The organism is Mycoplasmopsis pullorum, assembly GCF_001900245.1.
GTDB lineage: Bacteria > Bacillota_I > Bacilli_A > Mycoplasmatales > Metamycoplasmataceae > Mycoplasmopsis > Mycoplasmopsis pullorum.
The window spans coordinates 805,040-817,481 of record NZ_CP017813.1 but is presented as its reverse complement, the minus strand read 5'-3'; the positions used below and the strand labels follow the sequence as shown (position 1 = coordinate 817,481).

General features: G+C 30.0%; 14 protein-coding genes. 6 read left to right on the top strand and 8 right to left on the bottom strand.

Features of this window, described 5'->3' with window-relative positions:
* Positions 1–468: 468 nt before the first annotated feature.
* Entirely contained in the window at positions 469–1,707 is a 1,239-nt protein-coding gene (locus BLA55_RS03380) for an argininosuccinate synthase (protein WP_073372680.1), read from the top strand.
* A complete protein-coding gene (gene argH, locus BLA55_RS03375; RefSeq protein ID WP_073372679.1) occupies positions 1,707–3,101 on the top strand; it encodes an argininosuccinate lyase in 1,395 nt (464 codons plus the stop codon). The genes BLA55_RS03380 and argH overlap by 1 nt, the downstream gene beginning before the upstream one ends.
* 40 nt (positions 3,102–3,141) lie before the next feature.
* Here argH and BLA55_RS03370 read toward each other — a convergent pair whose 3' ends face one another.
* The 7 genes from BLA55_RS03370 to BLA55_RS03340 all read right to left on the bottom strand — a co-directional run bounded on the left by BLA55_RS03370 (position 3,142) and on the right by BLA55_RS03340 (position 7,956).
* Positions 3,142–4,686 (bottom strand): PTS sugar transporter subunit IIC, encoded by a 1,545-nt coding sequence (locus BLA55_RS03370; protein WP_073372678.1) that lies wholly within the window; start codon positions 4,684–4,686, stop codon positions 3,142–3,144.
* Between the two features lie 81 nt (positions 4,687–4,767).
* Positions 4,768–5,040: a PTS sugar transporter subunit IIB gene (locus BLA55_RS03365; RefSeq protein WP_073372677.1), complete on the bottom strand. Its 273-nt coding sequence runs from the start codon at positions 5,038–5,040 to the stop codon at positions 4,768–4,770.
* A 21-nt stretch (positions 5,041–5,061) separates the two neighbouring features.
* The gene (locus tag BLA55_RS03360) at positions 5,062–5,508 is read right to left on the bottom strand and encodes a PTS sugar transporter subunit IIA (protein ID WP_073372676.1); all 447 of its coding nucleotides are present in this window, start codon (positions 5,506–5,508) and stop codon (positions 5,062–5,064) included.
* A 14-nt stretch (positions 5,509–5,522) separates the two neighbouring features.
* Positions 5,523–5,921 carry a hypothetical protein gene (locus BLA55_RS03355; protein WP_073372675.1) on the bottom strand — a complete coding sequence of 133 codons (399 nt, stop codon included), beginning with the start codon at positions 5,919–5,921 and terminating at the stop codon, positions 5,523–5,525.
* Positions 5,914–6,594 (bottom strand): hypothetical protein, encoded by a 681-nt coding sequence (locus BLA55_RS03350; protein ID WP_073372674.1) that lies wholly within the window; start codon positions 6,592–6,594, stop codon positions 5,914–5,916. The genes BLA55_RS03355 and BLA55_RS03350 overlap by 8 nt, the downstream gene beginning before the upstream one ends.
* Complete coding sequence (locus tag BLA55_RS03345; RefSeq protein ID WP_073372673.1) at positions 6,594–7,313, bottom strand: hypothetical protein; 720 nt, start codon at positions 7,311–7,313, stop codon at positions 6,594–6,596. Before BLA55_RS03345 ends, BLA55_RS03350 begins: the two co-directional genes overlap by 1 nt.
* Positions 7,300–7,956 carry a hypothetical protein gene (locus BLA55_RS03340; RefSeq protein ID WP_073372672.1) on the bottom strand — a complete coding sequence of 219 codons (657 nt, stop codon included), beginning with the start codon at positions 7,954–7,956 and terminating at the stop codon, positions 7,300–7,302. Before BLA55_RS03340 ends, BLA55_RS03345 begins: the two co-directional genes overlap by 14 nt.
* 314 nt (positions 7,957–8,270) lie before the next feature.
* On the opposite strand from BLA55_RS03340, the gene BLA55_RS03335 reads away from it, so the two are divergent.
* The gene (locus BLA55_RS03335; RefSeq protein ID WP_073372671.1) at positions 8,271–9,122 is read left to right on the top strand and encodes a class I mannose-6-phosphate isomerase; all 852 of its coding nucleotides are present in this window, start codon (positions 8,271–8,273) and stop codon (positions 9,120–9,122) included.
* 82 nt (positions 9,123–9,204) lie between these two features.
* On the opposite strand, the gene BLA55_RS03330 is transcribed toward BLA55_RS03335, so the two are convergent.
* On the bottom strand, positions 9,205–10,125 hold the full coding sequence (locus BLA55_RS03330) for an SPFH domain-containing protein (RefSeq protein ID WP_073372670.1): 921 nt from the start codon (positions 10,123–10,125) through the stop codon (positions 9,205–9,207).
* Positions 10,126–10,422: 297 nt separating this feature from the next.
* Between BLA55_RS03330 and BLA55_RS03325 the strand changes: the two genes are divergently transcribed.
* The 3 genes from BLA55_RS03325 (at position 10,423) to rsmH (ending at position 12,440) form a co-directional block, all read left to right on the top strand.
* Positions 10,423–10,902, top strand: coding sequence for a hypothetical protein (locus BLA55_RS03325; RefSeq protein WP_073372669.1), 480 nt, complete (start codon positions 10,423–10,425; stop codon positions 10,900–10,902).
* 200 nt (positions 10,903–11,102) lie between these two features.
* On the top strand, positions 11,103–11,528 hold the full coding sequence (locus tag BLA55_RS03320) for a division/cell wall cluster transcriptional repressor MraZ (protein WP_073372668.1): 426 nt from the start codon (positions 11,103–11,105) through the stop codon (positions 11,526–11,528).
* A 6-nt stretch (positions 11,529–11,534) separates the two neighbouring features.
* A complete protein-coding gene (gene rsmH, locus BLA55_RS03315) occupies positions 11,535–12,440 on the top strand; it encodes a 16S rRNA (cytosine(1402)-N(4))-methyltransferase RsmH (RefSeq protein WP_073372667.1) in 906 nt (301 codons plus the stop codon).
* The last annotated feature ends 2 nt before the right edge of the window (positions 12,441–12,442 follow it).

Below are 12,442 nucleotides of genomic sequence, written 5' to 3'. Positions count from 1 at the left end.
CTCGCATAATTTAAGTTGAATAAAAAAATTATAAAACTTCTCAAGTTAATTAATAAATGATTGTGATTATATTTTTGTTTTTTCCAAACTTATATATAATTTATTGCGTTAATTGAATATTAACTCGAAAAAGGAAAGGGATAGAAATGTTTATTAATTCAAATAATCAAAACAATAAACAAGTGCAAATGTCACAAACATTTGCTTCTTTCCTTTCATTGCGACGTGTAGTTAATAATTCAAATCTTCGCTAGATTTATTTTTTTTCTATAATAATTTTTATTTTTAAATTAAAAGAACAAATAAAAATGCATTTTTTATTTGCTTTTTAAGTTACAAAAATCACTTTTTATCCAATAAAAACAAACTAATTTGTAATTGAGTTTGCATTTTTATTGACATCTATATCTATTTTAAATTTATAACTACATTATTATATACGCTCGTAAATGAAAAGGAAAACACAAAATGAATACAACAAATAATCAAAAACAACAAAAAGAAAGAATTTTATTAGCTTATTCAGGTGGTTTAGACACATCTGTTATGATTTCATGACTTATGGAAAATTATGATTGCGAAATTGTCGCTATGTTAGGTGAATTAGGGACACAAACAAATCATGAAGAAATAACACAAAAAGCACTTAAATGTGGTGCTGAAAAAGTCTATATCGAAGACTTAAACGAAGATTTTATTAAAAATTACGTTTATCCAACACTTAAAGCAAACGCAATATATGAAGGAAAATATTTATTAGGAACTTCAACTGCAAGACCATGTATTGCAAAAAGAATGATTGAAATTGCAAAACAAGAAAACTGTACTGCAATTGCACACGGTTGCACCGGAAAAGGGAATGATCAAGTTAGATTTGAATTAGCAATTAAATCACTTGCTCCTGAAATGAAAATTATTGCTCCTTGAAGATTTTGAGAAATCAAATCAAGAGATCAAGAAATTGAATACGCACAAAAAAGAAACATTCCAGTACCAGTAACTAAAGAAGAAAATTACTCAAGAGACCAAAACATCTGACATTTAAGTCACGAAGGAATGGATTTAGAATTTCCGCAAAACACACCAAAATATGATTCATTATTAAAATTTGGCAAAAGTCCCTTTAAAGCAAAAGATGAAGTGACTGAAATTGAAATTGAATTTAACAAAGGTGTCCCAGTTAGAGTCGACAATGTGACTGGGGACGTCGAAATGTTAGAATACGCAAACAAAATCGGTGGAGAAAACGGAATTGGGATTATTGACATCGTTGAAAATAGACTTGTTGGTATGAAATCGAGAGGTGTATACGAGACCCCAGGCGGGACAATTTACTATGCTGCTCACAGAGAATTAGAACTTTTATGTTTAGATAGACCAACATTACACTATAAAGATTTAGTTGCTCAAAAATACTCTGAATTAGTTTATGATGGAATGTGATTCCATCCACTTAAAGAAGCATTGGACAAATTTGTTGATTCATTAAATGAAAACTTAACTGGAGTTGTAAAACTAAAATTATATAAAGGTAACGTAATTCCAAATGGTATTAGTTCACCATACTCATTACATGATGAAGAATTATCAACCTTTAATGAAGATCAAGTTTATAATCAAGGTGATGCAACTGGATTTATTAATCTTTTTGGACTTTCAAGTAAGACAATTGCTCAAATGAAAAAGAAAAATGAAGGACAAAAATAATGTCAAAACTTTGAGCAGGACGTTTTAGTAAAGAAACTGATTCACTAGTAGATCAGTTAAATTCGTCAATTAAGTTTGACCAAAGAATGTTTTGTGAAGACATTGACGGTACCATCGCACATGCTAAAATGTTAAATCAAATTAACATTTTAAGTTCTGAAGAATTACAACTGCTTGAGCAAGAGTTGTATAAAATTAAAAATCAAATCATCTCAGGTGAATTGATTATTGATGAAAATGCTGAAGATATTCATATGTTTATCGAAGCTGAATTAACCAAAAGGATTGGTGATATTGGTAAAAAAGTCCACACTGGTCGTTCAAGAAATGATCAAGTAGCTGTGGATTTAAGAATGTACCTTAAAAAAGAAATTAAGTTTTTACAATCTTTGATTTTAAATTTAATTAAAGTTTTAAAAAATCAAATTAAAGTTAATCTGGACACAATAATGCCTGGTTACACACACTTACAAAAAGCACAAACAATAACCTTTGCTCATCACTTATTTGCCTATGTCGATATGCTTTTAAGAGATTTTCAAAGATTAAATAATACTTACAGCATGATGAATTATTCCCCACTCGAGGCCGGTGCACTTGCAACTTCAACTCATCCTTTAAAGCGTGTGTTTACCGCTCAAGAATTGGGATTCAATGGCGTAATTCTTAATTCCTTGGATGCAGTGAGCGACAGGGATTATGTAATTGCACTTGCTTCTGATTTATCAATTTTGATTATGCATCTCTCAAGATTTAGCGAAGAAATTATTTTGTGATCAACCAATGAATTTAACTTTATTACTTTAGATGACGCTTATAGTACCGGTAGCAGCATGATGCCACAAAAGAAAAATCCTGATATTGCAGAACTCACTCGTGGAAAAACCGGAAGAGTTTTTGGTAATCTGATTAGTTTGCTAACCATTATGAAAGGTTTACCACTAGCTTACAATAAAGACTTGCAAGAAGATAAAGAAACTATTTTTGACAGCGTTGACACTTTAAAACAAATTCTACCAGTCTTTAGTGCTATGATAGCAACTTGAACAGTAAATAAAGAAAAAATGTTAAACAGTGCTAAAAGCGGATTTTTGAATGCGACTGATTTAGCTGATTATTTGGTTAAAAAGCAAATTCCTTTCCGTGAAGCACACCACATTGTTGGTAAAATTGTGGCGTTAGCATTAAGTTTAAACAAAGAAATCAATCAATTAACTTTAGCTCAATTGCAATCGATTGACTCACGAATTGAATCAGACGTTTTTGGTGCAATTGACATTTATGCCTGTGTTAATGCGAAAAATATCATCGGTGGTCCAAGCATCACACAAAACACACAAAGAGTTAAAGCGCTCGAGTTAATTATCGAACAATACGAACAACAAATTAAATAAGAAAAAGACGGTTGATAATGAACCGTCTTTTTTTATTTAATTAAGCAACTTTAACTTCTTTGTTTTTTTTGAATAATTTTGAAATGAAACCATCCACCATTAATCCAAGGTAAATTACAAATGGAGCAATCATACCAGCTCATTTGTTAATTTTTCCTAATAATCCAGGAACAGCACCGATGATGTAGTCAGTGTCACCTCAGTTAAGAGATGAAATACCGTCTTGTTCTTTTGGAGGTACTAAAGCTTTAAGAACTTCGCTTGTAGCAGGTACTCAATTTCCAAGAAGGAAAATTAAAGGAACGATTGTAATAATTAATCCATGTACAAATGGACCTACAATAGCACCAACAATTCCACCTTTAACGTTTCCGAATACCCCTGAAGTAGCTCCTAAGAAGAAGTGAGGAACTAATCCAGGTAAAATAATTAAGATTGATGAGCTAACTTTGTTTAATCCGATTGTAACAGCCATACCAATTAATCCGGCTGCGAAACTTGAAATGAATCCGATTAACACAGCATTTGGAGCGTAAGGGAATACAACAGGACAGTCAACAGCAGCTTTAGAGTTTTTAATTAATTTATCTGAGAAAGCTTTGAATGTTGGAACAAGTTCACCGATAAATAATCTAACCCCAGAAAGCATAATTTCAACTCCAGCAGTAAATGTAAAGGCTTGAACAAACATTGTTACAAGTCAGTTACCACCTGAAATTGTTTCGTAGTATGGTAAGAATGTGTCACCTTGTGCAGCTAAAAAGGCATCTTTTTCTGTACCACCTAGTGCTTCTGCTCATTTAGCAGCATTAAGTTGATATTTAATACCACCAGGTAAGAATGCGAACATATAGAAAATTAAAATTGTAATTGATAAAGAAACTAATGAGTTTCTAAAGAAGTAAAGTGATTTAGGGAATTTAATTGATTCTGTTGAAAGAACTTTTCCTTTCATCAATTTACCGATACCTTCTCCGATGTATCCGCTAAGTGCGTAACCAAATCCACCTGTGTGACCAAGACCGATTTCGTTAGTTCCAATGATCATGTTCATGTGTCTTTGTTGTAAAGCAGGAGAAATAACCATGTATGATGCTAATAAAGCAGCACCAGAGAATAAAATTAGGAAGAAATCAGCAGTTTGTTTTGGATCAAATCCTAATGTAATAAATACAGCAGCAATCATAAGTGATGTATAGAACAACACGTGACCTGAAAGATATACGTATTTGAAACGTGATGTTGCAGCTAAGATTAGGTTAAGAATCATACCTACAATCATGATGAGTGAACCAACATTGGCAATGTCAGACACATTTGTTAAAACTCCGGCAAAACCGTCGTTGTTAGGAATAACACCTTTTAATCCATAGGTATATTCAAAAACTGATTGGAATTTACCAAGAGATCCAACAAGAACTCCAGCTCCACCACCTAAAATTAAGAATCCAATTGTAACTTTAAATGATGAAATTAGAATTTGTGAGAAACTCTTACGTAAAACAACCGCACCAATCAAGGTGAAAATACCAACAACGAAAGCAGGAGTTGATAAAAATTGTTTTATAAATTCAAGAAAGAACATTTTTCTCCTCAATTCATTAAATCTGATATAATTGTTTTAGGAATAGCAGCCACAAGGCTGTTTTTTATTTGGATTATTCGATTATAATCCTAATTTTTCTTTTAATTTTTGTGTTAATTCATCTTTTGAAAGGATGTTTATTAACACAATTTTTCTTTCTTCTGGAAAGTCAAGTGCAGGTGCAACGTCAGCTCCTACAACAACATAATCAACACCATTACCAGTGAATGATGAAACATTTGTGTGTTCAACTGAATCGTATTCCACACCTAAAGAATCTAAAACCATTTTTGTGTTCATTTCAACTAATAAAGATGAACCTAAACCAGAACCACATACTGTTTGAATAACCATTTTTTCTCCTTATTTGCTTTCTTAAGCTTTATATTTATCGATTAAATTTCAAAATTCTTCAATATTTTTAACTTGAAGAATTTCCTTTTTGAACTCATCATTCATGAAATAATGACTAAATTCTTGCAAAATATTCAAGTGACTAGAAGAGTCAACAGCCGATAATGTAACAATAATACGTGCTTCCTTATCTTCTTGGTTATTGAATCTTACAAAATCATCCAAAATCATTACACTTGTACCATTTTTAAGAGCATAATCACCAGGTGCAGCGTGTAATAATGCTAATCCACGTTCTAAAACGTAATACGCTCCGAATTGTTTAGTTGATTCTAAAATTGCATCAGCTAAAGTTTGTTTAGCATAACCATTTTCAACTAAAATTTCAACTCCCTTATTTATCACTTCAACTCAATCTAGTTTGTCATTGACATACTTTGTCATTTTTGGATTAAATAGATTTGACATTTTTTACTTACTCCTTATTTTTTTACTCAGAACGCAAGGGAAAGAAACATCAGCAAGACACACAACATAGCGAATGCTCAAGCTAAAACCACAACTACTCCTCATTTTCGAGAAGTGGTTGCTTTAAATTTCTTTGGTTTTGGTAAACCCTTGATGATCCAGAATGAATTTGGATTTTTTTCTTCATCCGAAACATCTAAATCAAAAATAATATCATCACCTTGATTTTGATTTCGCTCTTTTAGTTGATTTAATTTATTTTTCTTAAGTTTATTTAATTTATTTTCGAACTCTTCTAAAGAAATAGAATCTAAATTGTTTTGTCAATATTGCAAATCATCAGAATCCATGTCATAAACATCGCGGAAAATACTTAAATAATGTTCTTTAATTCGAATTTCATTTTTATTCATCTTTGCCTAAATTTTTAAATCAGATTCCGAAACTACTAATTGGTCATAATAACGAGGATAAAAAAACATTTAAGTATTCTTTGCGATAAAATAAAGCAACACTATTGACTGTTTCATAATCTTCTTGAGTTGAAACTTGTCATTGTAAAAATTCTAACGTTGAGAGCATAACGAGATTAATTACTTTTTGATTAACAAATAATACAATTGCGAATAATGCTATATTTAAAACAAATAAGATTATTGATATTATTCAAAGATTAAAAAATAGTGTTCAAATTATGTTTAAATTAAAGATAAATCATATTCATTTTGCACTATATTCAAGGTAGGTATTTGTTTTTGTAAATTTCGAAGCTAAAAATGCTCGCGAAACTACTGTAAAACTATAATAAGGATCATTGAATGAATTATTTGTTTTTGGTAATACAAGAATTTTTTGTTTTTCTTGATTTCAATTGAGAAAATAATTGTTGCTAAATTTAAGACTACGTTTGCAATTTTGTTTCAATAAAATTTCTTTAGCTAGAGCTATTGAAGTTGATTTTAATTTTAAATTTGAATCTTTATAAGCTTGTAATTTAATAAAACGGTAGACAAAATAATAAATAAAATGAATTAAGAAAAATGCGATTGCGACTGCTGCAGTGTAATAATTGAATTCTAAACTCATTATTTTTTAGTCACTTTCATTTTAATCAAGTTACGAGAATTAAGTTTATAGAGTGCGTCATTGATAATTTCACTTGGAATTGCACAATCATTTTGAGCAATCAAGTTATCCATCACTTCAGTTACATCTCAAGGAGTTGTAGTGCAAAAATCGGTCGAATTTTTCATTTCATGCACCTCATTTTGAATCAAAATAAGGTTACGGATTTTGAAATTATCATTAAAAAGACATTCCTTGATAATAAATTTATTGATTTGGTTATATCATTTTAAATCAATATTACTATCGCGTTTGAGTTTATCAGAAGCGATTCCTTTATAAATACCACTGTGATCGATTTTGATTACATTTTTTGGTTTAGCTTTTACTAGATTGGAAACTAAAAATAAATTATTTTTATAGGAAATTAAAATTGGTATAAGCGAGTAATTAGTTGTTGAGTATTTGTTTTTAAATAAAATGTTATATAAAACTTTAGTATTTGGTGTAGCTGAAATATCTAATGCAATATCATTCATTTTTGGATCAAGTGAACCGATCTTTTTGTTCTTTTTGGTAATATCACCTTCTTGTTTGGTCACGATCCGTCAAATCAGAATTGCGATTGCAATTAAAATCATCAAACCACATAAAACTCAAAATGCGTATCCAAAAGTATCTAAATTTTTAAAATCTCAAACACTGTTTAAAGCATTGATTGTTATTTTAGTCTCTTTCAAGGTCCACCTCATTATTTCAATAATCCATGAAATTTTCGTATTTCTCGTGTGGATAGTTAAGAATTATCGATCCACCAACTGCAACATTAACATTGACTTGTTTGAATAAATGTGCATTCTCTACTCTTAAACCACCATCACTAATAATCATCATTTGTGGTTTACTTTCTCTTATTTGTGCAACTTTGTCTAAAAGTGTCGGATTTAATTTAACACCGGTACCACCGATTTTGTCAATTGTCATCAATACTACAAAATCACAAGCATTAATTAATTCTGGATCAACTAAATTATGAGCTTCGATCATAATTCCGAATTGAATTGGTTGGTATAGTTTTTTTAATTTATTTAATAAATTAACATCAGCTTTGTCCATTGGAAAAGAAACACGTTGAATTTTCATTTTATGAATTTGTGGTAAATAAATTTCAATATCATCAACCATTGCATGAATATCATAATTTAACTCAGGATATTTATTTATAATATAGTCAATAGTTTGAAAATTTAAACCAAAACTAGGTGCGTAATGATAATCAACTAAGTCAAGATGAATATATTCTAAACCATCATGAACTAACTGATCAATTTGTGCTTCTGCTTTAAATAAATTTAAAGCACATAAACTTTGCGAATATTTCATTTAAGCTCCTTTCAAATGGTAATAAAACTGCTCCTATACCAATAAATATTTTAAATTTTTATGTGGTTTTTAAAATAACTTTCATTCGAATTAAATTTTCTTTCAAAGTCAAAAATATCATTTTTTAACTAAATATTTAATATTTATGTAAAAAATCGTTTATTTTTCTCGTTTTTGATTTTTAGAAAATTTTTTATAAATTTCAAATATATGGAAATTTTTCATATTATGTGGTATTTTTTTTAAAGAAAATTAATATTGCAAATCTTGTTCAATTATGTGATTAAATAAATATATAAGAGAAATGAGGTTATATGAAAAAAATTATTCCGTTTAAAGTTGAAAAAATCTGAGGTTATGAGCTATGATTACGTAGTCCACTTAAAGGAAAAGAAACCTACTATGAAAATGGTAGAAAAACCAAAGATGGTTTATTAATCAAAATCATTCAAGCTGACGAACCGCTTTCAATTCAAATTCATCCAAGTGATGGAGCTGCTTATGATTTAGACGAAAGAGAAAAAGGTAAAGCTGAATCATGATTTGTTCTAGATGCGGATTGAACATCAAAAATTGTTCATGGTATGAGTTTTTGATATTGAGATACTTTCGATGAACTAAATCGCGAAGAAGAAGAAATGGACTTTCGAATCATTAAAAATATGAAAAAAGTCAAAGAATACTTCAATGTGCGGAGAGTTAATAAAGGTGAATTTATCGATATTCCTGCTGGACGTATTCATGGTTTAGGTTTTAAAGGTGCAGCAAATATTCGTGTCATTGAAGCTCAAACTCCAAGTGATTTAACTTATCGCATTTATGATTATGATCGCGTTGATTCAAAAACTGGTAAACCACGTGACTTGCATTTTGTAGATGCTAATTTCTCATATGAATATCGTAAAAATTTATGCTTGATTGACGACGAAACACGACCTTTAGAACATGGTAAATTTGATGGTTTTGAAAATGATTTTTCACAACAATTTATTATTAGTAACCACGCTCCAACTGATAAAGCTTGAAGAGCTGGATATGTGATAACTCAAAGTGACAAAGATGAATATGGATATTGCCTTTACGAAGTCAAAGCTAATGAAATCTTTCCAGAAGGTTCAATTTACTTTATTGCTCCAAGATACAAAAAAGATTTTGATGTCTTTTAAAAAAATCTATAACTAAATTTGACTAATAACACTGTAAAACAATGAAAAACAAAAAAATCAAGGTGCTACCTTGATTTTCTTTTTATTTATCTTTTGTTTCTTCTTTAAATATTTCTGCTGCGGTCACCATAGTTGAAGCAATTGATGAAAGATTTGGAGGTAAAATGATTTTAGTTGAATTTCCATTTGCTAAAATTCCAAGTTGTTCAATAGCTTTTAAATTTAAAACTTCATTTGAAATATTACTTGAGTTTAATAATTCAATAGCTTGTTTTTTACCTTGAGCTTCTAAAATACTCTTTTCTTTATCAGCTTCGGCTTTTAAAATCATTTCACGTTTTTCAGCTTCAGCGTTTAAAATTTTACTTTCTTTTTCACCTTGTGCTTTTAAGATTTTACTTTGTCTAATTCCCTCAGCTTCTAAAATTTGTGCACGTTTATCACGTTCAGCTTGCATTTGACGAATCATCGCTTCTTGTACTTCATGCGGTGGAGTAATATTTTGAATTTCAATCCTATTCACTTTGATTCCTCATGCATCACTAGCATTATCTAAAATGTTAGTTAATTTTGAGTTAATCATTTCACGAGAAGTTAATGATTCGTCTAACTCCAACTCACCAATTAAATTTCTTAAAGTTGTTGAAGTTAAGTTTTCAATCGCACGAAATGGTTGTTCAGCACCATAAGCAAACAATTTTGGATCAGTGATTTGTAAATAAACAACTGTATCAACTTTAATTGTTGCGTTATCTTTAGTGATTACACTTTGAGCAGGGAAGTCAAAAACTTTTTCCTTAATGTTATCACGCACTACGATTTTTTCAAAAAATGGTATTAAGAAACGAATTCCACGAGTAAGAGTACGATTATATTTTCCAAGTCTCTCGACTACATAAAAATCACGTTCTGAAACAATCTTAAGTGTTTTTCAAAGGATTAAAACAATTAATTTTAAACCAATGAAAACCGAAACTCCGATAATAATATATTGTGTAACCATATTGCTCCTTATATTTTTCTTATATTAATAACTATTTAATTTTATCGAATTTTGAATTGAATATTCAATATTCGCGAAGCTTGAGTTCTTATTCTGGTATTTTTTGCCATAAACAATATTAATAATGATTTCAAAAAAACACAATTTAGTTTATTTTATGCAACTTAATGTGATAAATATTGTCAAATTATCACAAAATATGAATTTTTTTTCATATTTTTATCTTAAAAATGGTAAATATATTTTAAAAATTCACTTTTGGTCGAAATAACGCATTAGCAGTCATATAATTAAAGTATGATGACATTACGTGAAGTTTCATATTCGTTTCAAGATTTAAGTATCAAACTTTATGATACAAAAATAACCTTAAAAAAATTAAGTTATTTAACTTATTTTTATGTGAAATCATATGTACTTGATTATGATTTGTGACCATTTCCTGTCGCTATGAAAATGAATGTTGATGATTTTGTAATAACTAAATTAAAATCTTTTTATGGTTTGGACAATGCTCGCCGTTTTAAAATCAAAGATCCAATTGAAATGAAACGTGTTTATTCAATTTTTGAAGAATACGGTCTTTGAACCGAGGAGGCACTTTTAGAGGAAATTCGACGTGAACCTTGATATACCAAAATTTCACATTTAAAGAGCACAAATGGTCTCTACTACCACGTCTCAAAATTCGACATTAAAAACGCTTTAGAGTCCCAATCCACCCCCGAAGAAATCGTACCACTTTATTTCATAGATGACGATGAATATACATATTAAAAAATTATCGAAAAAATTAATTTTTGATGCAAAAAAGCACTAAAAAATGCTTTTTTTCTTTTTTTAGTGCTTTTGCTTAAGACGAATGTGAAAATTTTTAATTCTAACTAAATCTATAAAAAAATTAAAATTTTTTATTTTTTTCTTTGCACTGAGCTTGAAAATGTGTAGAATAGTGGTGGATAGTGGGAGGAATTGGAATGTACGGTCAAGTAGAACGTAAGCTTGATGATAAGAATAGAATTACACTACCAACTCTCTTTCGGGATGTTCTAGGTAGCACTTTTTTTCTAACCATAGGCTTTGACGGTAATGCGGAACTCCGTAGTATCGAAAATTTTAACGAATATGTTTCTACCATTGAACAACAAAGTCATTTCAACAAAGATGCTAGAACTCTTCGCAGAATGATTCTAGGGAGAGCAATGCAGCTTAGCGTTGATTCGCACGGACGTGTTCTTTTACCGAAAAACATTATCGATTCACTTGCTATCCAAAAAGACATTATCTTTATTGGTGTAGGTTCTTTTGTTGAATTATGAGCAAAAGAGTCTTACGAAAAAATGGAAACTGAATATGATGACGAAAAAATTTCCCAAATCGCTCAATCATTAGTTTCATCATAATTTGTTATGAATCAACAACATTATTCAGTGTTATTAAACGAAACTATCGAGAGTTTAGATATTAAACCCGATGGAGTTTACGTTGATCTAACTCTTGGCCTAGGAGGACACTCAGCCGAGATATTAAAAAAACTTAATCAACAAGGGTTACTTATTGGTTTTGACAAAGATGAATATGCGATAGAAAAAAGTTGCAAACGTCTAAGTCAAATTGCTGATAATTTCATTTTGATAAGAAGTGATTTCAGAAATATACGATCACAATTAATGAAGCTCAAAATTGATAAAGTTGATGGAATAATTGCTGATTTAGGAGTTTCATCACCACAACTAGATATTAGTGAACGTGGATTTAGTTACAATAAAGATGCTCGGCTTGATATGCGAATGAATCAAGATCAGGAAATTGATGCTTATTATATAGTTAATAATTATGATGAGGTTGCACTGACACAAATCTTAATAAAACACGCTGATGTAAAGCTTGCTAAGCAAGTTGCGAAAGCTATTATTAAGTCACGTCCTATCACAACCACATTAGAATTAGTTGACGTTATTAAAAGTGCTTATCCTGCTGCGATTCTGCGTCAGAAAAACCCTGCTAAAGCGGTGTTTCAAGCCATTAGAATAGAAGTAAATGACGAATTTAATGCTATTCAAACCATGTTAAATGATTCCTTGGATTTACTCAAACCAAACGGTCACTTAGCAATAATAACCTTTCATTCTCTTGAAGATAAAATCGTTAAAAATTTCTTTGGAAATTTAATTAAGGATAAACTTCCTTCAAAAATGCCGGTTAACGAAATTAAAAATTACAATGCAAGACAGATAAAACCAAGTCAAGCGGAATTACTCGAAAATAAACGCTCACGCAGTGCGAAATTACGAGTACTAACGAAAATCAGCTAAGG